This is a genomic window from Blastococcus sp. TF02A-30 (assembly GCF_003319185.1).
Classification (GTDB): domain Bacteria; phylum Actinomycetota; class Actinomycetes; order Mycobacteriales; family Geodermatophilaceae; genus Blastococcus.
The window spans coordinates 223,305-246,417 of sequence record NZ_QOHJ01000007.1 but is presented as its reverse complement, the minus strand read 5'-3'; the positions used below and the strand labels follow the sequence as shown (position 1 = coordinate 246,417).

The 23,113-nt window shown below is 77.2% G+C and carries 24 protein-coding genes and 2 riboswitches; of the genes, 5 read left to right on the top strand and 19 right to left on the bottom strand.

Annotation, left to right across the window (positions count from 1 at the left end; translation table 11 throughout):
• Positions 1 to 4: 4 nt before the first annotated feature.
• The 15 genes from DQ241_RS17235 to DQ241_RS17170 all read right to left on the bottom strand — a co-directional run bounded on the left by DQ241_RS17235 (position 5) and on the right by DQ241_RS17170 (position 14,436).
• The gene (locus DQ241_RS17235) at positions 5 to 568 is read right to left on the bottom strand and encodes a hypothetical protein (RefSeq protein WP_113831426.1); all 564 of its coding nucleotides are present in this window, start codon (positions 566 to 568) and stop codon (positions 5 to 7) included.
• A 180-nt stretch (positions 569 to 748) separates the two neighbouring features.
• A complete protein-coding gene (locus DQ241_RS20900; RefSeq protein WP_199584658.1) occupies positions 749 to 916 on the bottom strand; it encodes a hypothetical protein in 168 nt (55 codons plus the stop codon).
• A 20-nt stretch (positions 917 to 936) separates the two neighbouring features.
• Positions 937 to 2,316, bottom strand: a complete 1,380-nt coding sequence (locus tag DQ241_RS17230; RefSeq protein ID WP_113831425.1) for a rhodanese-like domain-containing protein — start codon at positions 2,314 to 2,316, stop codon at positions 937 to 939.
• Positions 2,317 to 2,586: 270 nt separating this feature from the next.
• Complete coding sequence (gene cobA, locus DQ241_RS17225; protein WP_113831424.1) at positions 2,587 to 3,717, bottom strand: uroporphyrinogen-III C-methyltransferase; 1,131 nt, start codon at positions 3,715 to 3,717, stop codon at positions 2,587 to 2,589.
• Entirely contained in the window at positions 3,714 to 4,757 is a 1,044-nt protein-coding gene (gene cobC / locus DQ241_RS17220; protein WP_113831423.1) for an Rv2231c family pyridoxal phosphate-dependent protein CobC, read from the bottom strand. Before cobC ends, cobA begins: the two co-directional genes overlap by 4 nt.
• Positions 4,754 to 5,176, bottom strand: coding sequence for a cobalamin biosynthesis protein (locus DQ241_RS17215; RefSeq protein ID WP_113831422.1), 423 nt, complete (start codon positions 5,174 to 5,176; stop codon positions 4,754 to 4,756). The genes cobC and DQ241_RS17215 overlap by 4 nt, the downstream gene beginning before the upstream one ends.
• The gene (locus DQ241_RS17210; RefSeq protein ID WP_113831421.1) at positions 5,173 to 6,009 is read right to left on the bottom strand and encodes an energy-coupling factor ABC transporter ATP-binding protein; all 837 of its coding nucleotides are present in this window, start codon (positions 6,007 to 6,009) and stop codon (positions 5,173 to 5,175) included. The genes DQ241_RS17215 and DQ241_RS17210 overlap by 4 nt, the downstream gene beginning before the upstream one ends.
• Positions 6,006 to 6,743 carry a cobalt ECF transporter T component CbiQ gene (gene cbiQ / locus DQ241_RS17205; RefSeq protein WP_113831420.1) on the bottom strand — a complete coding sequence of 246 codons (738 nt, stop codon included), beginning with the start codon at positions 6,741 to 6,743 and terminating at the stop codon, positions 6,006 to 6,008. Before cbiQ ends, DQ241_RS17210 begins: the two co-directional genes overlap by 4 nt.
• Entirely contained in the window at positions 6,740 to 7,048 is a 309-nt protein-coding gene (locus DQ241_RS17200; RefSeq protein ID WP_113831419.1) for an energy-coupling factor ABC transporter substrate-binding protein, read from the bottom strand. The genes cbiQ and DQ241_RS17200 overlap by 4 nt, the downstream gene beginning before the upstream one ends.
• Positions 7,045 to 7,734, bottom strand: a complete 690-nt coding sequence (locus DQ241_RS17195; protein WP_113831418.1) for an energy-coupling factor ABC transporter permease — start codon at positions 7,732 to 7,734, stop codon at positions 7,045 to 7,047. Before DQ241_RS17195 ends, DQ241_RS17200 begins: the two co-directional genes overlap by 4 nt.
• Positions 7,721 to 9,115: a cobyrinate a,c-diamide synthase gene (locus tag DQ241_RS17190; RefSeq protein ID WP_233492520.1), complete on the bottom strand. Its 1,395-nt coding sequence runs from the start codon at positions 9,113 to 9,115 to the stop codon at positions 7,721 to 7,723. The genes DQ241_RS17195 and DQ241_RS17190 overlap by 14 nt, the downstream gene beginning before the upstream one ends.
• Entirely contained in the window at positions 9,112 to 9,726 is a 615-nt protein-coding gene (gene cobO, locus DQ241_RS17185; RefSeq protein WP_113831416.1) for a cob(I)yrinic acid a,c-diamide adenosyltransferase, read from the bottom strand. The genes DQ241_RS17190 and cobO overlap by 4 nt, the downstream gene beginning before the upstream one ends.
• A complete protein-coding gene (locus DQ241_RS17180; protein ID WP_233492519.1) occupies positions 9,726 to 11,801 on the bottom strand; it encodes a putative cobaltochelatase in 2,076 nt (691 codons plus the stop codon). Before DQ241_RS17180 ends, cobO begins: the two co-directional genes overlap by 1 nt.
• A gap of 29 nt (positions 11,802 to 11,830) precedes the next feature.
• Positions 11,831 to 11,962, bottom strand: a riboswitch (cobalamin riboswitch).
• Positions 11,963 to 11,986: 24 nt separating this feature from the next.
• Positions 11,987 to 13,501, bottom strand: a complete 1,515-nt coding sequence (locus tag DQ241_RS17175) for a cobyric acid synthase (protein ID WP_113831414.1) — start codon at positions 13,499 to 13,501, stop codon at positions 11,987 to 11,989.
• Positions 13,498 to 14,436, bottom strand: a complete 939-nt coding sequence (locus tag DQ241_RS17170; RefSeq protein ID WP_113831413.1) for a cobalamin biosynthesis protein — start codon at positions 14,434 to 14,436, stop codon at positions 13,498 to 13,500. The genes DQ241_RS17175 and DQ241_RS17170 overlap by 4 nt, the downstream gene beginning before the upstream one ends.
• Before the next feature lie 54 nt (positions 14,437 to 14,490).
• Between DQ241_RS17170 and cbiE the strand changes: the two genes are divergently transcribed.
• Both cbiE and cobM read left to right on the top strand, forming a co-directional pair.
• Complete coding sequence (gene cbiE, locus DQ241_RS17165) at positions 14,491 to 15,720, top strand: precorrin-6y C5,15-methyltransferase (decarboxylating) subunit CbiE (protein WP_113831412.1); 1,230 nt, start codon at positions 14,491 to 14,493, stop codon at positions 15,718 to 15,720.
• Between the two features lie 4 nt (positions 15,721 to 15,724).
• Positions 15,725 to 16,465, top strand: coding sequence for a precorrin-4 C(11)-methyltransferase (gene cobM, locus DQ241_RS17160; RefSeq protein WP_113831411.1), 741 nt, complete (start codon positions 15,725 to 15,727; stop codon positions 16,463 to 16,465).
• Here cobM and DQ241_RS17155 read toward each other — a convergent pair.
• Positions 16,462 to 17,544: a cobalt-precorrin-5B (C(1))-methyltransferase gene (locus DQ241_RS17155; protein ID WP_113831410.1), complete on the bottom strand. Its 1,083-nt coding sequence runs from the start codon at positions 17,542 to 17,544 to the stop codon at positions 16,462 to 16,464. The two genes, cobM and DQ241_RS17155, sit on opposite strands and share 4 nt — an antisense overlap.
• Before the next feature lie 20 nt (positions 17,545 to 17,564).
• Here DQ241_RS17155 and DQ241_RS17150 point away from each other — a divergent pair, with 20 nt between their 5' ends.
• Positions 17,565 to 18,305, top strand: a complete 741-nt coding sequence (locus tag DQ241_RS17150; RefSeq protein ID WP_233492518.1) for a cobalt-precorrin-6A reductase — start codon at positions 17,565 to 17,567, stop codon at positions 18,303 to 18,305.
• A 30-nt stretch (positions 18,306 to 18,335) separates the two neighbouring features.
• Positions 18,336 to 18,953 carry a flavodoxin family protein gene (locus tag DQ241_RS17145; RefSeq protein WP_113831409.1) on the top strand — a complete coding sequence of 206 codons (618 nt, stop codon included), beginning with the start codon at positions 18,336 to 18,338 and terminating at the stop codon, positions 18,951 to 18,953.
• Between the two features lie 7 nt (positions 18,954 to 18,960).
• Here the strand turns inward: DQ241_RS17145 and DQ241_RS17140 are convergent, their stop codons facing one another.
• Both DQ241_RS17140 and DQ241_RS17135 read right to left on the bottom strand, forming a co-directional pair.
• Complete coding sequence (locus DQ241_RS17140) at positions 18,961 to 20,454, bottom strand: precorrin-2 C(20)-methyltransferase (protein WP_113831408.1); 1,494 nt, start codon at positions 20,452 to 20,454, stop codon at positions 18,961 to 18,963.
• On the bottom strand, positions 20,451 to 21,083 hold the full coding sequence (locus DQ241_RS17135) for a precorrin-8X methylmutase (RefSeq protein ID WP_113831407.1): 633 nt from the start codon (positions 21,081 to 21,083) through the stop codon (positions 20,451 to 20,453). Before DQ241_RS17135 ends, DQ241_RS17140 begins: the two co-directional genes overlap by 4 nt.
• A gap of 90 nt (positions 21,084 to 21,173) precedes the next feature.
• Between DQ241_RS17135 and DQ241_RS17130 the strand changes: the two genes are divergently transcribed.
• Positions 21,174 to 21,818: a dihydrofolate reductase family protein gene (locus DQ241_RS17130; protein WP_113831406.1), complete on the top strand. Its 645-nt coding sequence runs from the start codon at positions 21,174 to 21,176 to the stop codon at positions 21,816 to 21,818.
• Positions 21,819 to 21,822: 4 nt separating this feature from the next.
• Here DQ241_RS17130 and DQ241_RS17125 read toward each other — a convergent pair whose 3' ends face one another.
• Entirely contained in the window at positions 21,823 to 22,974 is a 1,152-nt protein-coding gene (locus DQ241_RS17125; RefSeq protein WP_113831405.1) for a nitrite/sulfite reductase, read from the bottom strand.
• 57 nt (positions 22,975 to 23,031) lie between these two features.
• Positions 23,032 to 23,099: riboswitch (cobalamin riboswitch) on the top strand.
• Positions 23,100 to 23,113 lie beyond the last annotated feature (14 nt).

Sequence of the window (23,113 nt, the reverse complement as noted above, 5' to 3'; positions counted from 1 at the left end):
CCGGTCAGTACCAGGGGGGCATGGCGCACTGGTCCAGCCGCAGGGGGACGACGGTGCCGAGCTCCTCCCCGTCGCGGTCCAGCGCCGTGATGGCCGGTGCCCGGCGGGTCCAGACGACGACGGCGCACCCGTGGGCGGCGACCGGCACGACCCGGTCGTCGACGCGCAGGGCGGCCACCTCGCGCGCCGCGAACACCTCCGCGTGGTGCACGGAGCTGTCGCGGATGCGCGGCCACCACCCGCTGTGCCGGCGCGCCGTCGAGCCGCCGCCGGAGCTGACCGCCGGACCGCCCAGCGCGGCGAGCGCCGGCCGTGGCCGGACCGCCTCCTCGCCGGGACCGCCTCCGCCGCCGAGCAGCACCCAGCGGCCGTCGACCCGCTCGAGCACGTGCACGTCGATCTCGGGCGCGCCGTTCACGCCCCGCCGCAGGAACATCGTCGCGGCGACGTCGTCGACCCGGTCCACCGCGAGCGGCAGGTGGCGCACCCGCCGGCTCAGCCGGGCGTCCGCGGCCGGAGGGGCGCCGTCGAGCAGCCGCAGGCTCTCGGCCAGCGCGTCGTAGCTCACGGCGCGACGCTACGGCGCGGGGGCCCGGGATCTGCGCAGGTCAGGGCGTCGACCACCAGCTGGACGGCGATCCACCCGGCGACGGCGGTGGTGCCGACGACCACCAGGGGGTGGCCGCCGCCTGCTGGAGGTCCTGGCCGGCGAGGTGGACCAGCGCCGGCACGGCGAGGGGGGCCGGCGTCAGCGGCGGCGGGTGAGCCGGGTCAGCCAGCCGCCGGACCGCTCGGGGCGTGGGTGGCCGGGGCACCGCTGGGCGCTGGGCACGCGGGCCATCACCTGGTCGACGTGCTGGCCGCAGCCGGCCCAGGTGGTCTTGCCGCAGGTGCTGCAGGCAACCGCTCGGCACATGGTGGGGATCTCCTCAGGGTTCAGCGGGTGGTGGAGTCGTCGTGCAGGCCGACGGCGGCCGCACCGGTGTCCGGGTCGCCGTAGCTGCCGTTCACCAGGACCGGGCGGCGGCCGGTGCGGGCGAGCAGGGAGGCGGCGATCGAGGCGCGGTAACCGGAGCCGCAGTACACCCACACGTCGCCGTCGGGGACCTCGTCGACGCGGTCGACCAGCTCGTGGATCGGGATGTGCCGCGAACCGCGCACGCCGCCACCGGCTCGCTCGTCGGCACGACGGGCGTCGACGACGGCCAGCTCCGGATCGGCGGCCATGGCCGTGGCCAGGCCCGCGAAGTCGCTGACGGGGTACGCGGCGAGGTCGCGGCCGGCGGCCAGCTCCTCGGGGCTGCCGATCGCGGCGCCGGCGAGCCGGTCGATGCCGATGCGCACCAGCTCGCGGCGGGCCTCGGCCACCTGCTGCTCGGTCTCCCCGATCAGGGTCAGCGGCGCGCCCCAGGGCACGAGCCAGCCGACGTAGGTGACGAAGTTGGCGATCGCCAGCTCGAAGTTCAGCGCGCCCGGCAGGTGCCCGGCGGCGAAGGCGGTGCGGGTCCGCAGGTCGACGACCCACTCGCCGGCCGCCAGGCGCTCGGCCAGCTCGGCGGGGTCGACCGGGCGCGGCGCCGACAGGTCCACCGGCGCCGGCCCGGCGGCGTTGCCCGGGCCCATGTGGCTGTACCAGGCGGGGATCGCGGTGAGCCCGGCGATCAGCTGGTCGACGAAGGTCTGCTCGTCCTGGGTGAGCGCCGGGTTCACCCGGAGCTGCTCGCCCACCGTGGAGGAGTCGCCGCTGGTCGGGGTGGCCGAGCAGAAGCTGCCGAAGCCGTGGGTGGGGAACACCGGGGTCCCGGCCGGCAGCTCGTCGGCCAGCCGGCGCACCGAGCGGTACTGGGCGTGGGTGAGCTCGTCGGTGTGCTCGGGCCCGACGAGGTCGGTCCGCCCGGTCGAGCCGTACAGCATGGAGCCGCCGGTGAACACGGCCTGCACCGCGCCCGAGGCGTCGGCGAGCACGTAGCTGACGTGGTGGTGGGTGTGCCCGGGGGTGTGCAGCACCCGAAGCCGCAGCGGGCCGGCCTCGAGGACGTCACCGTCGGCGGCCGGCACCCGCTCGTAGGCGACGCTGTCGCCGGCCGGCACGACGTAGCGCGCGCCGACCGCCCGGGCCAGCTCCAGGCCCCCGGTCAGGTAGTCGTTGTGCAGGTGGGTCTCCAGCACCACCGCGATGCGGACCCCCCGCTTCTCGGCGAGGGCGAGCACCCGGTCGATGTCGCGCTGCGGGTCGATGACGGCCGCCACGCCCTCGGCGCTGACGAGGTAGCTGCGGTCGCCGAGCCCGGTGGTCTCGATGACGTCGATCTGCACGATGTCTCCTCACGGTACGGGGCTGGGGTGTCAGCGGGTGAGATGCGGACTCAGGCCGTCGGGCGGCCCTCGGCGATCCACCTGGTCATGCCGCCGTCGAGGTCGGCGACGTCGAAGCCCTTCCCGCCGAGGAACTGCGCGGCCCGGCCGCTGCGATGCGGCCGTCGGCGACGACGTCGGCGAGCTCGCCCCGGGGGATGTCCACGTCGTCCACCGTACATACCCCCGGGGGTAGGCGCACCCGACGTCGGGCACCCCGTGCTCCAGCGGTCAGCGCCCCCGCGCCACGTCGACGACCTCGCCGACGACCCACACCGCCGGCGGGCGGACCGACTCCGCGGCGATCGCCGTCCCGAGCTCGGCCAGCGTCGTCCGGACCGTCCGCTGGTCGCCGGTCGTGCCGTCGGCCACGACGGCGACCGGGGTGTCCGGCCGCCGGCCGTGCCGGACGAGCGCGGCCGCGATCGCCGGCGCGGTCTCCACCCCCATGAGCACGACCACGGTGCCGCGCAGCCGGCCGATCGCGGACCAGTCCACGAGCGACTGCGGGTGGTCCGGCGGCAGGTGGCCGGAGACGACGACGAACTCGTGGGTGAGCCCGCGGTGGGTGACCGGGACCCCGGCGACCGCCGGGACCGCCACCGCGCTGGTCACGCCGGGGACGACCTCGACGGGGACGTCGGCGGCCGCGCAGGCGAGGAGCTCCTCCATCCCGCGGCCGAACACGAACGGGTCCCCGCCCTTGAGCCGCACGACGAGCGCGCCGGCTCGCGCGTGCTGCACCAGCAGGGCGTTGATCTCCTCCTGCGGCATCGCCCGTCCGCGCGGCAGCTTCGACGCGTCCACGATCTCGACGTCGGGCCGCAGCCCGGCCAGCAGCGAGCGGGGGCCCAGGTGGTCGACGACCACGACGTCGGCCTGCGCCAGCGCGTCCCGGCCGCGAACCGTGATCAGCCCCGGGTCGCCCGGCCCGCCCCCGACGAGCACCACCCGGCCGCGCCGGCGGTCGCGGGGGAGCGTGGCCCCGGGCTCGGCCAGGGTGGGGCGGGCGCTGGATGCCCCGGGGTCGTCGGCGCGGGTGCAGAACACCCGGGCGTGCTCGGCGTCCGCGGCGACGGCCCCGTCGACCGCGGGGTCCTGCGTCGCCGCGACGGCGTACCAGGCGCCGTCCAGGTCGCCGGGCGCATACCGGCGCCGGACCCACGCCAGCGAGCCCGACTCGGCGAGCGCCTGCAGCGCCGGGACCACGACCGGGCTCACCACCGTCACCAGCGCGCCGGCGTCCAGCAACCCCACCGTCGCGCGGTAGGCGCCGGTACCCCCACCGACGACGACCACCCGCCGGCCGTGCAGGTGCAGGGCGACCGGGTGGAGCGGTACCGGGAGCGACGTGGTGCTCATGGCACCTCCTCGGGGGTCGGGGCGGATCGGAGGACGTCGGTGAGGGCTGTGGCGAACGCGCGCGAGACGGCCGGCGCGCGCACGGCGACGCGGAGGTGGTCCCGGGTGAGCCCGGGGAAGGTGTCGCCGCGGCGCACCGCCCACCCCCGCTGCCGGAGCTCCTCCCGCACCCGCGCCCCGTCGGGGACGCGGAGCAGGACGAACGAGGAGCGCGGGTCGCCCTCGACGGCGACGGACGGCGGCAGCTCCCGGAGGAGGACCTCCCGCCGCTCGGCGAGCTCGCGGGCCGCGGCGCCGGCCTCGGCGCTGGCCCCCGGCGTGCTGCAGGCGACCAGCGCGGCGAGCGCCGGCGTGGACACCGGCCAGTGCGGCTGCTGCTCGGCCAGCCGGGCGATCAGCGGTGCCGGCCCGAGCGCGTAGCCCACGCGCAGGCCGGCCAGCCCCCAGGTCTTGGTGAGGCTGCGCACGACCAGCAGCCCGGGCAGGTCCCGCCGGGCGGCGAGCGACTCCGGCTCACCGGGCACCGTGTCGGCGAAGGCCTCGTCGACCACGAGCACCCGGCCGGGCCGGGCGAGGGCCGCGATCCCCGCGGCCGGGTGCAGCACCGAGGTCGGGTTCGTCGGGTTGCCCAGCACGACGAGGTCGGCGTCCTCCGGCACGGCCGCCGGGTCGAGCCGCCAGCCGTCGTCGGCGCGCAGCTGCACGCGGGTGACCGGGTGACCGGCCGCCCGCAGCGCTGCCTCGGGTTCGGTGAAGGAGGGGTGCACGACGGCGGCGAGCCGGGGGCGCACCGCCCGGGCGAGGAGGACGAACACCTCGGCCGCACCGGCGGCGAGGAGCACCTCCTCGACCGGGCGGCCGTGCGCGGCGGCGACCGCGGCCCGGGCGGGGGCAGGGTCCGGGTAGGACGCCGCGGCGTCGATCGAGGCGTGCAGGACGGCGCGCAGCCACGGCGGCGGCGCGCCCTCCCGCACGTTGACGGCCAGGTCGACCAGGCCGGGGGCCAGCTCGGCGTCGCCGTGGTGGCGGAGGTCGGTCACTGCACCCACCGTTCGCTCCCGCGGTGGGCTCCGCTCCTCGCTCGTTCCTCGCTGCGATGCTCACCCACCTGTCCGCTCACAGCCACCGCCACGGTGACCCGCCCGACCACGGTCTTCGGCACGGTGAGCGAGCCGCCGTCCAGCAGCGCCGCGGCCTCGGCGACCGACGGGGTGCCGACGGCCGCAGCCACCCGCTCGGACGGCGTCGGCACCGCGACCCCGGCCAGCGCGGCGGCCGGGTGACCGACCAGCCGCCACCCGCGGAGCACCGCCGCCTCCCGCAGGCCCGGTTCGCGCAGCCGCGCGTCGAGGGTCGCCAGGCGGACGGCGGTGGCCCCGGGCGGCAGCACCGCGTCGACGGCGGCCAGCACCTCCTCGGCGCTCACCCCGCTCGCCGTCCCCAGGCCCACGGTGATCACGGGTGCACCGCCGGGAGCGCGTCGAGCAGGTCCTCGGTGGTGCGCGGGAGCGAGCCCTCGGGCAGGAGGCCGAGCGCGCGCAGCCGCGCCCCCACGGTCAGCGCCCACGGCCGGTCGAGCCGGGCCCGTTCCAGCAGGGCGGGAGCGCCGAGGACCTCGTCGGGGCGCCCCTGGACGACGACGCGGTCCACCACCACGGCCACCTCGTCGGCCCAGCGCAGCGCGAGGTCGACGTCGTGGGTGCTCATGACCACGGTGGAGTCGTTCTCCTGCAGCCGGGCCAGCGCGGCGAGGGTCTCGGCGACCGCGGACGGGTCGAGGCCGGCGGTGGGCTCGTCGAGCAGCAGCACGCAGGGGCGCATCGCGACCGCACCGGCGATCGCCACCCGCTTGCGCTCGCCGTAGGAGAGCTGGTGGGTGGGCCGGCCGGCGAGGGGCTCGACGGCGAGCAGCTGCAGCGCCTCGGCCACCCGGGCGCGGACCTCGTCCTCGGCCAGGCCCAGGTTGAGCGGGCCGAAGGAGACGTCCTGCGCGACAGAGGCGCTGAACAGCTGGTCGTCGGGGTCCTGCAGCACGAGCTGGACGGTCTGGCGGTGCGCGCGCAGGCCCGCCCGGGAGTACGCCACCGGGACCCCGTCGACGGTGACCGCGCCGGCCGTCGGGCGCAGCGCCCCGGAGAGGCAGCGCAGCAGGGTGGTCTTGCCCGAGCCGTTCGCGCCGAGCAGGGCCAGCCGCCGGCCGGCGGGCACCGACAGCGCGGCGCCGTCGAGCACCCGGTCGCCCGGGGCGTAGCCGGCGACCACCCCCTGGGCGGCCAGCGCGCGGTGGCTCACGCGAGCACCAGCGAGGCCGCCACGATGCCGGCGATCCCGGCTCCCGCGGCGGCGAGGAAGGCGGCGGACGACGGCAGCGTCTCGGGCAGCACCCGCAGCCCGGTCTCCAGACCGCGGCCGGCCAGCCCGTCCTGCATCCGGCGGGCGCGGTCCCAGGACCGGACCAGGACGGCGGCGGCCAGGGCACCGCAGGAGCGGTAGGACCGGCGCAGCGACGAGTAGCCCATCCGGGCCGCCTGGGCCTCGCGGACGGTGTGCAGGCTGTCCAGCAGCACGAAGAGCAGCCGGTAGACGACCGAGGCGACCTCCACGACAGCGGCCGGCACCCGCGCGCGGCGCAGCGCGGGCAGCAGGTCCGACATCGGCGTCGTCGTGGCGAGCAGCAGCACGGCGGCGCTGCCGGCCAGCGCGTGCCCGACCAGCGAGCCGGCACGGGCGGCCGCGTCCGGCGCCCACCCGGGACCGCCGCCGTCCACGGTGACGACGGCGGTCAGCGCGCCGACCGCGACGAAGACCAGCGGCCAGCGCACGGCGCGCGCGAAGGTGCGCGCGGGCACCCGCGCCGGGCCGAGGGCCAGCCCGACCGCGACGACGCCGACCAGCACGCTGCCCGGCCAGGCCGGCAGCACGAGGGCGGTGACGACCAGGCCGCCGCAGAGCAGCAGCTTGTCGCCGGGCGCGCGCCGGCGCCACGCGCTGGCCCACGCCGCGTCGTCGACGGCCAGCCCGGTCACCGGTCGCCGGCCCCCGCGGCGACCGCCGGGGTCGCGGACCGCCGGCCGCGCAGCAGGCCCAGCACGTAGCCGAGGACCCCGGCGCCGAGGGCGGCCTGCAGCGCGAACAGCCCGGACTCGACCTCGCCGGCCGGGCTGAACAGCGAGTCGACCCACGGGGTGTAGCCGTCGGCCTCGAGCTCCTCGGTGACCGCGGCGTCGGTGCCGCCGTACTCCGAGGTGCCGCCGTCGAGCAGGAGCGGGACGGCGAACAGCGCGACGACGGCGAGGACGAGCAGCGCGGTGACGAGCGTGCGGCGGGTCATGCGGCACCTCCGGCGGCGACGGGAACGGGCTTCAGCAGACCGAGCCGCTCGAGCTCGGGACGGGCGTTGACGGTGAGCACGCGGAACAGCAGGACGCCGAGCAGCCCCTCGCCGATGGCCAGCGGGACCTGGGTGACCGCGAAGACGCCGAGGAACTTCAGCAGCGCGCCGGCCAGCCCGCTCTCCGCGTCGGGGAAGGCGAGCGCCAGCTGCAGCGAGGTGGTGACGTAGGTGGCGAGGTCGGCCAGCGCGACGCCGGCGAAGACCGCCGGCAGCAGCCCGGCGCCCGCCCCGCGGGTGAGCCGGTAGGCGGCGTACCCGGCCCACGGCCCGACCACGGCGAAGGCGAACGCGTTGGCCCCCAGCGTCGTCAGCCCGCCGTGCGCCAGCAGCAGCGCCTGGAAGAGCAGGACGACGGTGCCCAGCAGCGCCATCACCGGCGGCCGGAACAGGATCGCCCCGGGGCCGGTGCCGGTCGGGTGGCTGGAGCTGCCGGTGACGCTGGGGAGCTTGATGGCGCTCAGCACGAAGGTGAACGCCCCGGCCGCGCCGAGCAGCAGCGTCGACTCCGGGTTCTCCCGCACCTCCTTCACGACGGCGCGGGCACCGTGCACGACGAACGGCGCGGCGGCGATCGTCCACCCGAGCGCGTGCTCGGCCGGGAGGAAACCTTCAGCGATGTGCACGGACGTTCTCCGATCGGCGGGTCGCGGCGCAGGCGGTGACGAGGTGCTGGGCCAGCCGGGGGCTGCCGGCCCAGTTCAGGTGGAGGTAGGAGGCGTGCACGCCACCGGCCACGAAGCCCTCGGCTCCGGTGGCCGACCACCGCCAGGCCGGGGCGGAACCGGCGGACGGGTCGGCATGCGTGCGGTGGAACTCGTGGCCGCGCACCCGGGTGCCGGCCGGCGCGAGCACCGACCCGGTGACGGCGACGGCGGCGCGGTAGCCGAGGGTGAGCCGGGGTGACATCGCCGTCGCCACGTCGAGCACCCCGCACATCGGCACGCCGTCGAGCTCGCGGGCGAGGTAGAGCAGCCCCGCGCACTCCGCGGCGACGGGTGCGCCGGCAGCGGCGAGCGCCGCGACGTCGGCGCGGAGCGTCTCGTTGGCCGACAGCTCGGCCGCGTGCACCTCGGGGAACCCGCCGCCGACGACCAGGCCGGCGGTGCCGTCGGGCAGCGCCTCGTCGCGCAGCGGGTCGACCGGGACGACCTCGGCCCCGGCGGCCTCGAGCAGCTCGGCGTTCTCCGCGTAGCCGAAGGTGAAGGCGGGCCCCCCGGCGACCGCGATCCGGGGCCGGCCCGGCGTGGCCGCCACCTCCGCCGCGGGATCCCAGGGACGGGCCCCGAGCGGGGGAGCGGACCGCGCCAGCGCCAGCACGGCGTCCAGGTCGACCGAGGCGGCCACGACCTCGCCGAGGCGGCGGACGGTCGCGAGCGCGGCGTCCGAGCGCTCGGCGGCGGGGATCAGGCCCAGGTGCCGGGACGGGGTGTGCAGCTGGTCCATGCGGCGCACGGCACCGAGCACCGGGACGCCGGCGGCGCCCAGCGCCTCGCGCAGGATCGCCTCGTGCCGGTCGCTGCCGACCCGGTTGAGGACGACGCCGCCGAGCCGCACCGAGGGGTCGTAGGTGGCGAACCCGTGCACGAGCGCCGCCACCGACCGCGCCTGGGACGACGCGTCGACGACCAGGAGAACCGGCGCGCGGAGCAGGCCGGCGACGTGCGCGGTGGACGCGAAGCCCGGCTCGACCGACGGGTGCGTGGCGCCGTCGAACAGCCCCATCACGCCCTCGACGACGGCGACGTCGGCCGGGCGCGGGTGCAGCGCGCCACGCAGGAACAGCGGCGCGATCCGCTCCTCGCCGACCAGCCACGGGTCGAGGTTGCGGCCCGGGCGGCCGGCCGCGAGACCGTGGTAGCCCGGATCGATGTAGTCGGGGCCGACCTTGTGCGGCGAGACGGTGAGCCCGCGGGCGGTGAGCGCGGCGATGAGGCCGGTGGCGATCGAGGTCTTGCCCGCGTTGCTGCTCGGCGCCGCCACGACGACCCGCGGCACCCGGCTCACCACTCGATGCCTCGCTGGCCCTTCTGGCCCGCGTCCATCGGGTGCTTGACCTTGGTCATCTCGACCACCAGGTCGGCGGCCTCGACCAGCGCCGGGTGCGCGTTCCGGCCGGTGACGACGACGTGCTGGGTGCCGGGACGGTTCGTGAGGGTCTCGACGACGTCGTCCACGTCGACCCAGCCCCACGTCATCGGGTAGGTGAACTCGTCCAGCACGTAGAACCTGTGTCGTTGCGCGCCGAGATCCCGTTTGATCTGCGCCCAGCCCTCGGCGGCGTCGGCCGCGTGGTCGGTCTCGGTGCCCTGCCGGCGCGACCAGCTCCAGCCGCTGCCCATCTTGTGCCAGACCACGGGCCCGCCCTCGCCGGTCTGCTCGTGCAGCCGGCCGAGCGCGGTCAGCGCGTTCTCCTCGCCGACCTTCCACTTGGCGCTCTTGACGAACTGGTAGACCGCGACCGACCAGCCCTGGTTCCAGGCGCGCATCGCCATGCCGAAGGCGGCGGTGGACTTGCCCTTCATCTCGCCGGTGTGCACCACCAGGAGCGGCCGGTTGCGGCGCTGCTTCGTGGTGAGCCCGTCCTGGGGGACGGCGGTGACCTGCCCTTGCGGCATCAGGCGGCCCTCGCGCTGCGCACGGTGGCGGCCAGCGCGTCGGCGGCCAGCTCCTCCAGCCGGAGGGTCTGGCCGCCCAGCGCCGTCCCGAGCGTCGCGGCCAGGCCCAGCCGGACGGGGCCGGACTCGCAGTCGACGACGACCGCGGGCGTGCCCGTGGCCGCCAGCAGCGCCGCGGCCGCGGAGGCGTCGGCCAGGGAGGCGCTCCCGCGCGCCCCGGTGGCCCGGCCGTCGGTGACGACGACGAGCAGCGGGCGGCGCTGCGGATCCCGGATCCGCTCCAGCCGGAGGACGTCGTGCGCCTTGAGCAGCCCCGCGGCCAGCGGGGTCCGCCCGCCCGTGGGCAGCTCGGCCAGCCGGGCGGCCGCCGCGTCCACCGACCAGGTGGGCGGCAGCGCGACCTCGGCCGCGGCCCCGCGGAAGGTGACCAGGCCGACCTTGTCCCGGCGCTGGTAGGCGTCCAGCAGCAGCGACAGCACGGCGCCCTTGACCGCGGCCATCCGCGCCCGCGAGCCCATCGAGCCGCTGGCGTCGACCACGAAGAGGACCAGGTTGCCCTCGCGGCCCTCCAGCGTGGCCTGGCGCAGGTCCTCGCGGACGATCCGCAGGCCCGGGCCGCTGCGCCCGCGCGCCCGCTGGTGCGGCGCGGCGGCGAGCACGGTGCCGGTCAGGTGCAGCCGGGTGACGGCTCCGGTGGGCCGGGTGGAGCCGACGACCCGGCCGCGCTCGGAGCGGGCGCGCGAGCGCCGGCCGGCGGCACCGGCGCCGAGGCCGGGCACCTCCAGCCGCCGCGCGCGGAACGGGTCGGACGGTGCGACGGCGGCCTGGTCGGGCGCCGGCGCGGCCGAGGTCGAGCCACCGCCCTCGCCCCGCGGCGCCGTCGTCGGCCCGCCCGGCTCCTCGGGGCCGGGACGGCCGTTCTGGCCCTCGCGGGCGCCGGCCGGCGGCGGGGGAGGCGTGCTCCCACCGTCGCCGGGGCCGCCGTCGGGGCCGCCGTCGGGGCCGTCGTCGTGCGGGTCGTCGTCGTGCGGGCCGTCGTCCTCGGGGCGGCTGTCGGCCAGCGCCTGGTCGAGGGTGTCCTCGTCCAGACCCGGGGCGTCGAAGGGGTTGCGCCGGCGGCGGTGCGGCAGCGCCAGGCGGGCGGCCACCCGGACGTCGTCCTCGGTCACCTCGTCGCGGCCGGACCAGGCGGCGTGCGCGATGGCCGCGCGGGCGGTGACCAGGTCGGCGCGCAGGCCGTCGACGTCGAAGGCGGCGCACACCGCGGTCACCTGCCGCAGCGCGGCGTCGGAGAGGACGACGTGCGGCAGCCGGGCGCGGGCGTCGGCGATGCGGTCGGCGAGCGCGGACTCCTGCGCCGACCACGCGGCGGCGAACCCGGCTGGATCGGCGTCGGAGGCGAACCGGCGGCGCACCACCTCGGCCCGCTCGGCGGGGTCGCGCGGCGCGGCCACCTCGACGGTGAGCCCGAAGCGGTCGAGCAGCTGCGGCCGCAGCTCGCCCTCCTCCGGGTTCATGGTGCCGACGAGCAGGAAGCGGGCGGCGTGCCGGACCGAGACGCCCTCCCGCTCGACGTAGGCGGTGCCCATGGCGGCGGCGTCCAGCAGCAGGTCGACCAGGTGGTCGTGCAGCAGGTTGACCTCGTCCACGTAGAGCACGCCGCGGTGGGCGGCGGCCAGCAGGCCGGGCTCGAACGCCTTCACGCCCTCGGTGAGCGCGCGCTCGAGGTCCAGCGAGCCGACGACCCGGTCCTCGGAGGCGCCGACGGGAAGCTCGACCAGCCGCGCGGGGCGGACCGGACCGCCGGCGGTCGGCTCGTGCGGACCGTCGGGGCAGGCCGGGTCAGGCGCGGCGGGGTCGCAGGCGAAGCGGCAGCCGGGCACGACGGCGACCGGCGGCAGCACCGCGGCCAGGGCCCGGACCGTCGTCGACTTCGCGGTGCCCTTCTCGCCGCGCACCAGCACACCGCCGACGGCGGGGGAGACGGCGTTGAGCAGCAGGGCCAGCCGCATGTCGTCCATGCCGACGACGGCGCTGAAGGGGTAGGTCATGCGCGAGCACGGCGCACGGGTCACGCGTCCTCTCCCCGGGTGTCCACGCCCGGAGGTGGCAGGAGCGCGACGGCGGGAGTTCCTGACTAACCGGAGAACCGGCTCACAGTGGCGGGACCGCGCCGGAATCTCACCGGGCTTCCTCCACTGCCGTCGCGTGTGGCGGCGTCATGGAACCACAACCGCTTCGCGGGCCGACAGCCCCGGGGTCAGCGGGCGGCGGACCCGGGCGGCAGCAGCGGCAGCCCGGCCGGGGGACCGGACTCGACCAGCCGCCACAGCGCCGCGGTGTCGGCGTGCTCGGCGACCAGGTCCCCGAGCCGGTCGAGCCGGGCCTCCCGGACGGCGGCGAAGTCGGTGCCCGGGGCGGGGACGAACCGGCGCCCGGTGGTCCGGGCGACCTCGGCGAGGAACGCGCGCCGGAACCCGTCGTTCTCCAGCGCCCCGTGCCAGGTGGTGCCGGCGACCGACCCCGCCCGGGCGCCGTCCAGGAACGGCTCGGCGGCCGGTGCGGCCGAGTCCCAGTCGACGGTGACCACCCCGTGGTGGATCTCGTAGCCGCGCACCGGGTGACCGAGCGCCGACCCGGAGGGGCGCCCCAGTGTCTTCTCCGGCGCGAAGCGCACCTCGGTGGGCAGCAGCCCCAACCCATCGACGGTGCCGGACCGGGACTCCACGTCGTCGGTGATGGTGCGGGCCAGCATCTGGTGCCCGCCGCAGATGCCCAGCACCGGCCCGCCGGCCGCGGCGTGCCGGTGCACCGCCTCGGCCAGCCCGGTCGCCCGCAGCCAGCCCAGGTCCGCGACCGTCGACCGCGTGCCGGGGAGCACCACCAGGTCGGCGTCGGCGAGCTCCTCGGGCCGGGTGACGTAGCGGACGAGGACGCCGGGCTCGGCGGCGAGGGCGTCGAGGTCGGTGAAGTTCGACAGCCGGGGCAGCCGGGCGACCGCCACGCGGAGCACGTCCTCGCCGTGCGGCGGCGCGGTCAGGGTGCCACCGGCCGGGATGCCGAGGGAGTCCTCGACGTCGAGCTCCAGGCCGCCGAGCCAGGGCAGGACGCCGAGCGTCGGGCGGCCGGTGAGCCGCTCCAGCTCGACCAGCCCGGGCTCGAGCAGGCGGACGTCGCCGCGGAACTTGTTGACCAGGAACCCGGCGACCAGCCGCTGGTCGGCCGGCGGCATCAGCGCGACCGTGCCGTAGAGCGCGGGGAACAGCCCGCCCCGGTCGATGTCGCCGACCACGAGCACCGGGAGGTCGGCCGCGGTGGCCAACCCCATGTTGGCGATGTCGTCGGCGCGCAGGTTGATCTCGGTGGGGGAGCCCGCGCCCTCGCAGACCACCACGTCGAAGCGGGCGCGGAGGTCGGCCAGGCTGCTGAGGACCTGCTCGAGCAGCGCGGCCTTCATCGGCCGGTAGGACAGCGCGGTGACGTCGGCGACCGCCCGACCGAGGACGACGACCTGGCTGGCGTTGTCACCGCCGGGCTTGAGCAGCACCGGGTTCATGGCCGCCTCGGGCTCGACCCGCGCGGCGGCCGCCTGCATGACCTGCGCCCGGCCGATCTCGGCGCCGTCGGGCGTGACCATCGAGTTGTTGCTCATGTTCTGCGCCTTGAACGGCGCCACCGAGACGCCCTGGCGCACCAGCCACCGGCAGATGCCGGCGGTGACGACCGACTTGCCGGCGTCCGACGTGGTGCCGGCGACCAGCAGCGCGCCGCTCACGCCCGCCCCCGTCCGAGCCGGGCGGCCACCGCGAGCACCGCGGCACCCAGCCAGACGGCGCGGGAGAGCCGGATCGCCGGTCCGATGTCGGCGGGTGCGGGCGGGCGACCCGACCCGAGGGCCGGGCGGACCTCCACCCGGGACCCGTACACGTTGCGTCCGCCGAGCCGGACCCCGAGGGCGCCGGCGGCCGCTGCCTCGCACCGCCCGGAGTTGGGGCTCGGGTGGGACGCGCCGTCCCGGAGCCAGGTGCGCAGCGCCCCTCCGGCCGAGCCGCCGCACGCCCTCGCGCAGGCCACGGTCAGCGCCGCCGTGAGCCGTGCAGGCACCCAGTTGGCGACGTCGTCGAGGCGGGCCGCCGCCCAGCCGAAGCGCTCGTACCGCGGCGACCGGTGGCCGACCATCGCGTCGAGCGTGTTCACCGCCCGGTAGCCGAGCAGCCCGGGCAGGCCGGCCACCGCACCCCAGAACAGCGGGGCGACGGCGGCGTCGGAGGTGTTCTCCGCGACCGATTCGACGGTCGCCCGGGCCAGCCCGTCCACCCCGAGGACGCTCGGGTCGCGGCCGGCCAGCGCCGGCAGCGCCGCGCGACCGGCCTCGACGTCGCCGGCCTCCAGCGCGGTGCGCATGCGCCCGGCCGCCCGGCCCAGCGACGTGCCGCCGAGCACCGCCCAGGTGGCCGCGGCGGTGACCACGGTCCGGGCGGCCGGGCGGCGGCGGGTGCCCCGGTCCAGCAGCGCGCCCAGGCCGGCGGCGGCCGTCACCAGCCCCAGCGCGTAGCCGCTGCCGACCGCCCGGGAGTCGCGCCAGACGCGACGCTCCAGCCGGTCGGCGACGGCGCCGAACCCGGCCACCGGGTGGTACCGGCGGGGGTCGGCGAGCAGCAGGTCGGCGGCGGCGCCCAGCGCCAGACCGGTCGCGATCGGGGTGTCCATCGCCGCTCATCGTGTCAACCGGCTCCGCGGGGCCGGTGCCTAGGATCGCCCGTCGTGCGTGCTGACCAGCGGGACGGACCCGCGCCGGTGACCGTCGTGGGCATCGGCGCCGACGGGTGGGACGGCCTGTCGCCGGCCGCCCGCCGCGCGATCGAGGCCGCCGACGTGCTGCGCGGCAGCACCCGGCAGCTGGGCCTGGTGCCCGACCACGTGCCGGCCGAGCGCCTGCCCTGGCCCTCGCCGATGGGACCCGCGCTGACCGGCCTGCTCGACGAGCACCCGGAGCGCCGGGTGGTGGTGCTGGCCAGCGGCGACCCGATGCTCTCCGGCGTCGGCAGCTCGCTGGTCCGCCTGCTCGGGCCGGAGGCCGTGGACGTCGTCCCGCACCCCTCCTCGGTGAGCCTGGCGTGCGCGCGGCTCGGGTGGGCGGTGGAGGACATCGCCGTCGTGACCGTCGTCGGCCGCGCCCTGGAGCTGGTGACGTCGCACGTGACCCCGGGACGGCGGCTGCTCGTGCTCGGGTCCGACGGCGGGACCCCGGCCGAGGTGGCCGGGCTGTGCGCCCGGCTCGGCTACGGCGCCAGCCGGGTGACCGCGCTGGCCCGGCTGGGGGGACCGGACGAGCACGCGCTGACCGGCGCGGCCGCCCAGTGGCCGCACGGGGTCGTGGACCCGCTGGTCGTGACCGCCGTCGAGGTGGCCGCCGATCCCGGCACCGTGCCGCTGCCCACGGTCCCCGGCCTGCCCGACGCCGCGTTCGAGGACGACGGCCAGCTGACCAAGCGCGAGGTCCGGGCCGTGACCCTGGCGCACCTCGCGCCGCTGCCCGGTCAGCTGCTCTGGGACGTCGGTGCTGGTGCCGGGTCGATCGGCATCGAGTGGATGCGGGCGCACCCCTCCTGCCGGGCGGTCGCGGTGGAGGCGCACCCGGAGCGGGCCGCCCGGATCGCCCGCAACGCCACCCACCTCGGGGTGCCGGGGCTGCGCGTCGTCGAGGGCCGGGCGCCCGGCGCGCTCGCCGGGCTGCCGGCGCCCGACGCCGTCTTCGTCGGCGGCGGGGCCACGACGCCGGAGCTGCTCGAGACCTGCTGGGCGGCGCTGCCGACGGGTGGCCGGCTGGTCGCCAACGCGGTCACCGTCGAGAGCGAGGCGGTGCTCGCCGGCTGGTTCGCCCGGGTCGGTGGCGAGCTGGTGCGGATCGGCGTCCAGCGGGCCCGGCCGGTCGGCTCCTACACCGGCTGGAAGCCGGCGATGCCGGTCACGATCTTCTCCGTGGTTCGGTAGCGCCATGACCGTGCACTTCATCGGAGCGGGGCCCGGGGCCGCCGACCTGGTCACGCTGCGCGCGGCGCGGATCATCGCCGCCGCGCCGGTCTGCCTCTACGCCGGCGCGCTGGTGCCGCGGGAGCTGCTGGACACGGCCCCGCCCGGCGCCCGCCTCGTCGACACCGCCGACCTCGACCTCGACCAGATCACCGCCGAGCTGGTGGCCGCGCACGAGGCGGGGCTGGACGTCGCCCGGCTGCACTCCGGCGACCCGTCGGTCTACAGCGCGATGGCCGAGCAGATGCGCCGCCTCGACGCGCACGGCGTGCCCTACGACGTCGTCCCCGGGGTGCCCGCGTTCGCCGCGGCGGCGGCGTCGCTCAAGCGGGAGCTGACCGTGCCGGGGGTCGGGCAGACGGTCATCCTCACCCGCACGTCGGCCCGCTCCACGCCGATGCCGCCGGGCGAGGACCTCGCCACGCTGGGCGCCTCCCGGGCGACGCTGGTGCTGCACCTGGCCGTGCAGCGGATCACCGAGCTGGTGCCCGAGCTGCTGCCGCACTACGGCGCCGACTGCCCCGTGGCGGTGGTCGCGCGGGCCAGCCGGGACGACGAGCTGATCCTCCGCGGCACCCTCGCCGACATCGCCGAGCAGGTGGAGACCGCCGGCGTGAAGCGGACGGCGGTGGTGGTCGTGGGGGCGGTGCTGACCGCGGGGGAGTTCCCCGACAGCCACCTGTACTCGACCACGAGATGCCGCTAGGCGCGCCCCACGACGGTGCCGCCGCGGTCGATGACCACGACGTCCACCTCGACCGGGGCGCCGCGCAGCACCCCGAGCGCGGTGTCGCGGGCGCCGGCCGCGACCAGGTCGCCCAGCGGCAGACCCGCGGCCTGGCACTGCTGCAGCGCGTCGAGCGCGGTGTTGGCCGCGCGCACGCCGTCGGCCAGTTCCGGGGAACCCCCGGCTCCGAGCACCATGGCGGCCAGCGACTCCGTGGACACCTGGGAGCGGCCCGAGTGGAGGTCGAGATGACCGTCGGCGAGCTTGGCCAGCTTCCCGATGCCGCCGGCGACCGTCAGCCGCGGGACGGGGTGGCGGCGCAGGTACTTGAGCACCGCGCCGGCGAAGTCACCCATGTCCAGCAGCGCGTCCTCGGGCAGCCCGTAGAGCTCGGTGACCACCCGCTCGCTGGTCGAGCCGGTGCACCCGGCCACGTGCCGGTGGCCGGCCGCACGGGCGACGTCGATGCCGCGCCGGATCGAGTCGATCCAGGACGAGCACGAGTACGGGACGACGACGCCGGTCGTGCCGAGGATCGACAGCCCGCCCAGGATGCCCAGCCGCGGGTTCCAGGTCCTGCGCGCCAGCTCCTCGCCGTGCTCGACCGAGATCTCGACGACGACGTCGCCGGTGCCGCCGTGGCGGGCGGCGACCGCGGCGACGTGCTCGCGGATGAACTGCCGCGGCACCGGGTTGATGGCCGGCTCGCCGACCGGCAGGGGCAGGCCGGGCTTGGTCACCGTGCCGACGCCCTCCCCGGCGCGGAAGGTGACGCCGGTGCCGGGCTCGCCGTGGGTGACCCGGGCCGAGACGAGCGCGCCGTGCGTGACGTCCGGGTCGTCGCCGGCGTCCTTGACGACGCCCGCGGAGGCGGCGTCGGCCGCCAGCTGCTCGGTGGCCAGCGCGAACGAGGGGTGCCTGTCGTTCGGCAGGTCGATCCGCACCGGGTCGGGGAACTCGCCGGTGAGCAGGGCGGTGTAGGCCGCGGTGGTGGCGGCGGTCGCGCAGGCGCCCGTCGTCCACCCGTAGCGCAGCCCCGTGGCGCCGTCCCTGCTCACGTGGTCAGCATGCCTGGCCGGTGCGCGTGACCGGACGGGTGCTCGTCCTCGGGGGCACCGGGGAGGCCCGGCGGCTGGCCACGGGCCTGGACGCCGAGGGGGTCGACGTGCTGTCCTCGCTGGCCGGCCGGGTCGCCGATCCGGCGCTGCCGCCGGGCGGGGTGCGCATCGGCGGCTTCGGCGGGGCCGACGGGCTGGTCGCGTGGCTGCGGGCGAACCCGGTCCGCGCCGTGGTCGACGCGACGCACCCGTTCGCCGCAGTCATGACCGCCTCGGCGGCGCGGGCGGCCGAGGTCACCGGCGTCCCGCTGCTGCGCCTGCAGCGCCCGGGGTGGAGGGCGCAACCCGGGGACGACTGGCGCTGGGTCGGCTCGCTCGAGGAGGCGGCCGAGGCCGTCGCCGGGTTCGCCCGCGTCTTCCTCACCACCGGTCGCTCCGGGCTGGCCGCGTTCGCCGGGCTGACCCAGGAGGTGCTGGTGCGCTCCGTCGACCCGCCGGAACCGCCGTTGCCGGCGCGGACCACGGTCGTGCTGGAGCGGGGGCCGTTCAGTGTCGCCGACGAGCTGGCGCTGCTGCGCGAGCACCGGGTCGACGTCGTCGTCACCAAGGACTCGGGCGGGCACTTGACGGAGGCCAAGCTGACCGCCGCCCGGGAGCTCGGGGTGCCGGTCGTGCTCGTCCGCCGCCCGCCGCTGCCGCCGGGGGTCCCGACCGTGGCGACGGTCGAGGAGGCGACGGCCTGGGTGCTCCGGCATGTGTGAACGCCCAGGTCGGCTGGGCAGGTGCCGGGCATGACCGAGACCGCGTCGCTCCGTGCCCTTGCCCTCGTGTGCAGCCTCAAGCCCTCGCCCGCTCCGTCCAGCAGCGACCTCATGGCGCGCCAGGTCCTCGACGAGCTGGGGAAGCACGGCGTGACCGGCGACGTCGTCCGCGTGGTCGACCACGACGTCCGGCCCGGCGTCGAGGTGGACATGGGGGACGGCGACGCCTGGCCGGCGATCCGCGAGCGGATGATGGCCGCCGACATCCTGGTGTTCTCGACCCCCACCTGGGTCGGGCACATGAGCAGCGTGGCCCAGCGGGTGCTGGAGCGGCTCGACGGCGAGCTGAGCGAGACCGACGACAGCGGCCGGCCGCTGGTGACCGGCAAGGTCGCCGTCGTCGCCGTCGTCGGGAACGAGGACGGCGCCCACAAGATCGTCGCCGATGCCTTCCAGGCGCTGGACGACATCGGGTTCACCATCCCGGCCCAGGGTTCGACCTACTGGAACGACCAGGCCATGGGCGGCACCGACTACCGGGAGCTGGAGGAGACCCCCGAGGCGGTGGCGTCCACGACGGCGACCCTGGCCGAGAACGCCGCCCACCTCGCCCGGGCGCTGAGGGCCGCGCCCTACCCCGGGCGGTGAGCCCGGCCTACGGGTAGGTCCGGGGGGTCACGACGCTGCCCGCCGGCGTCACGCGGGTCCGCGACGAGCCGACGATCAGCAGGCAGCGCATGTCGACGGTCCCCGGGTCGAGGTCGCCCAGCGTCGTCACGGTGAGCCGCTCCTCGGGCCCACCGACGTCGCGGCCGACCACGACCACGGTGTCCGGCGACCGGATCTCCAGCAGCGCCGCCCGCGCCTCGCCGAGCTGGTGCGGGCGGTGCTTCGACCGCGGGTTGTAGAGGGCGATCACCAGGTCGGCGGCGGCCGCGTGCCGGAGCCGGTCGAGCACGACGTCCCACGGCTTGAGGACGTCGGAGAGCGACAGCACGCAGAAGTCGTGGCCGAGGGGGGCGCCGGCCCGGGAGGCGACGGCCTGCGCGGCGGTGAGCCCCGGCACCACGCGCACCGGGACGCCGGCGAACTCGGCCCGCTCGGCGACCTCGAGGACGGCGGTGGCCATGGCGAACACGCCGGGATCGCCGCTGGAGACGACGGCGACCCGCCGACCCGAGCGGGCCAGCTCCAGGGCGTGCGCGGCCCGCTCGGCCTCGACCCGGTTGTCGGTCGGGAACCGCTCCTGGCGGGGGTTGGCCGGCACCCGGTCCAGGTAGGGGCCGTAGCCGATCAGCACCTCGGCACCGGCCAGCGCGTCGGCCGCCTCGGGCGTGGTCCACCAGCGCGCGCCGGGGCCGAGCCCGACGACGACGACCTCGCCGGCGGGCCGGTCCTCGTCGGCTGCCCGGTCCGCCACCGGTAGCTCGCCGGTCAGCGGGCTGGGCAGCAGCGCGAGCGAGAAGTACGGGACGCTCGCCGGGTCGACGTCGGCCAGCGGCGCCGTGCGCTGCCGGTCGGTGGTCGCCCGCTCCACGTAGAGGGCGCGGTCGAGCACGCCGGCGCGGGCGAAGGCCTCGCGGACCTGCGGGAACGTGCGGCCGAGCTTCATCACCGCCGCGGAGTCGGTGCCGGCCAGCCGCTCGGCGAGCTCGTCGGCGGGCAGCGTGCCGGGCAGCACGGTGAGCACCTCGTCCCGCTCCACGAGGGGGCGGCCGACGGCCGCGGCGGCGCCGCTGACGCTGGTCACGCCGGGGACCACCTCGGTCGGGTACCGGTGCGCCAGCCGCTTGTGCATGTGCATGTACGAGCCGTAGAAGAACGGGTCGCCCTCGGCGAGGACGACGACGTCGCGGCCGGCGTCCAGGTGCGCGGCCAGCCGGGCGGCCGCCGCCTCGTAGAACTCGTCGATGGCGCCCTGGTAGCCGCCGGGGTGGTCGGTGGTCTCGGTGGTCACCGGGTAGACCAGCAGCTCCTCGACCTGGCCCTCGCGCAGGTACGGCTCGGCGATGCCACGGGCCACCGACCGGCCGTGCCGGGCGGCGTGGAAGGCGACGACGTCGGCGGCACCGATCAGCCGGGCCGCCTTGACCGTCACCAGCTCGGGGTCCCCGGGGCCGAGCCCGACCCCGTACAGCCGCCCGCTCACTCGACGTCGCTCGCGATCGCGTTCACGGCCGCCGCCGTGATCGCGCTGCCGCCGCGGCGGCCCCGCACGACCAGGAAGTCGAGGTCGGACGCGGCCAGCGCCTCCTTCGACTCCGCGGCACCGATGAAGCCGACCGGGATGCCCAGCACGGCGGCCGGCCGGGGTGCGCCCGCGGCGACCATCTCCAGCAGGTGGAACAGCGCGGTGGGTGCGTTGCCGATGGCGACGACGGCGCCGTCGAGGCGGTCGCGCCACAGCTCCAGCGCGGCGGCGGTGCGGGTGGTGCCCAGCTCCGCGGCCAGCCCCGGGGTGCGCGGATCGTTCAGGGTGCAGACGACGTCGTTGTCCTTCGGCAGCCGCCGGCGGGTGATGCCGGAGGCGACCATCTGGGCGTCGCAGAGCACCGGGGCGCCGGCGTCCAGGGCGGCGCGGGCCCGGGCCACGACGCCGTCGGACCACGCCACGTCGGCCACCAGGTCCACCTGCCCGCAGGCGTGGATCATGCGGACCGCGACCCGGGCGACGTCCTCGGGCAGACCCGCCAGGTCCGCCTCGGCCCGGATGGTGGCGAACGACTGCCGGTAGATCTCGGCGCCGTCCTTCTCGTACTCGTAGCTCTGCTCGGACATCGGCGAGGAGGCTACGTCCCGCACGACCGATGACTTCCGCTGGCCGCGACGGTCCTCCCGTCGTCGACCACACGCACCCGAGGGAGAGCCGTGACGCAGCTGCTGCGAGTGCAGAACTTCGCCGTGTCCAGCGACGGCTTCGGCGCCGGCGAGGGCCAGAGCCTGGAACGGCCGTTCGGGCACGCCGACCCGGCAGCCCTGATGTCGTGGGCCGGGGCCACGGCGAGCTGGCCGAACCGCACCGATCCCGGGGGCACCCGCGGCCTGGACGACTACTTCACCCGCGACTTCACGCACAACATCGGCGCCGAGATCATGGGCCGCAACAAGTTCGGCCCCCAGCGCGGCCCGTGGCAGGACCACGCGTGGCAGGGCTGGTGGGGCGAGGAGCCGCCGTTCCGCACCCCGGTGTTCGTCATGACCCACCACGAGCGCCCGTCGTTCACGCTGTCGGACACCACGTTCCACTTCGTGGGCGGCGAACCGGCCGCGGTCCTGGAGCAGGCGCGGCAGGCGGCCGACGGCAAGGACGTGCGGCTCGGTGGCGGGGCGACGACCATCCGGGAGTTCCTCGACGCCGACCTCGTCGACACGCTGCACGTGGCCGTGGCACCGGTGGAGCTCGGGGCCGGTGTGCGGCTCTGGGAGAAGCCCGACGAGCTCCTTGACCGCTTCCACTGCGACGTCGTGCCCAGCCCGAGCGGCGTGACCCACCACCTGTTCTGGCGGAAGTAGGCGTTCAGCCGACCCGGTAGCCGGCGCCGGTGGCGACCACGTCGACGACGTCGCCGGTGGGCCGGCCGCAGCGGCGCCCGCAGCCGACCCAGTGCTGCCGGGCGCCGCCGGCCGGGAGGGTGCCGCTCGAGACCGCCCGGACGACGTCGCCCCGGACGTCGGCCAGCGACTTCGCGCACCCGGGCCGGCCGGCGCAGGCGGTGACCCGCAGCCAGGCGCTGCCCGGGTCGAGCACCAGGCCGGAGGCGGCGAGCTCCCCGGCCGCGGACGCGTCGGGCAGGTCGGGGACGACCACGCTGCGCCAGGGCGTGAGCTGCAGGTCGTGCCCGGCGGTGGCGGCCAGCAGCTCGGCCTGCCCGGCGGTGAGCCGGCCCAGCGGGACGACGGCGACCAGCGCGGTGCGCCCGTCGTGCTGGTCCACCGCACCGGCCGGGCCGGTCGGCGGGGACGCCGGTGCCGGCACCGGCTCGGCGCGCGGCCCGCCCAGCGCACCGGCGATCCGCGCCCGACCGTCGGCCAGCTCGGCGAGGCGCCAGGCGGTGCCGCCCTGGCCGGCCCGCACAGCGAGGAACGCCCGCGTGGCGGCCAGGGCCAGCGCGACCGCCTCCTCCGGTGCCGCGCGCACCCCGCTGTCGGCCCCCGCCAGCAGCAGCGCGACGGCGCCGCCGTCCAGCGCGAGCAGACCGACGTCGGCACCCATGCCGGCGACGTCGCCGCGGCCGTCGTCGAACGCGGCGAGGAAGCGCCCGGGCAGCGCGGCGAGCGACGGGTCGGCGCACATCCCGGCGTCGAAGGCGGTCACCCAGGGGCGCACGTCGAGCAGCCCGCCCGCGCGGCCGCTGAGCACGCTGGCCAGCACGTTGCGGGCCGTTTCGTGGGTGGCGCTGGGCAGCAGCCTCGCGGTGGCCAGCCGATCGCCGAGCTCGGGCTCCGCACCCGGCCGCACGCCGCGCAGCTGCACGTTGCCCCGGCTGGTCAGCTCCAGCGCGCCGTCGCCGAGCTCGTGCGCGGCGGTGGCCAGCACCCGCAGCTGGGCGACGGTGAGCGCCCCACCGGGGACGCGCACACGCGCGAGCCCGCCGTCGGCGGCGGCGTGGGTCTGCAGCGCTCCGGGGCAGGCGTCGGGCCGGTCGCGGGGCGGGGGAGCGGCGGTCATGGCGCTGGCGAGGCTACTGGGGGCGCCAGGTACGGTCCCCGCATCACGGCAGTCAGCGAGGAAGTCGGTGCAACTCCGACGCGGTCCCGCCACTGTGAGCCCGGAGACGGGTGAGCCAGACACTCCGGCTGCCGTGCCC

Coding starts and splice junctions, on each gene's coding strand:
- DQ241_RS17125 (WP_113831405.1), bottom strand. CDS start 22,974: ATGACCGCCGCTCCCCCGCCCCGCGACCGGCCCGACGCCTGCCCCGGA.
- cobA (WP_113831424.1), bottom strand. CDS start 3,717: ATGAGCACCACGTCGCTCCCGGTACCGCTCCACCCGGTCGCCCTGCAC.
- cobO (WP_113831416.1), bottom strand. CDS start 9,726: ATGCCGCAAGGGCAGGTCACCGCCGTCCCCCAGGACGGGCTCACCACG.
- DQ241_RS17170 (WP_113831413.1), bottom strand. CDS start 14,436: ATGGACACCCCGATCGCGACCGGTCTGGCGCTGGGCGCCGCCGCCGAC.
- DQ241_RS17135 (WP_113831407.1), bottom strand. CDS start 21,083: ATGTCCGAGCAGAGCTACGAGTACGAGAAGGACGGCGCCGAGATCTAC.
- DQ241_RS20900 (WP_199584658.1), bottom strand. CDS start 916: ATGTGCCGAGCGGTTGCCTGCAGCACCTGCGGCAAGACCACCTGGGCC.
- DQ241_RS17200 (WP_113831419.1), bottom strand. CDS start 7,048: ATGACCCGCCGCACGCTCGTCACCGCGCTGCTCGTCCTCGCCGTCGTC.
- cobM (WP_113831411.1), top strand. CDS start 15,725: ATGACCGTGCACTTCATCGGAGCGGGGCCCGGGGCCGCCGACCTGGTC.
- DQ241_RS17145 (WP_113831409.1), top strand. CDS start 18,336: ATGACCGAGACCGCGTCGCTCCGTGCCCTTGCCCTCGTGTGCAGCCTC.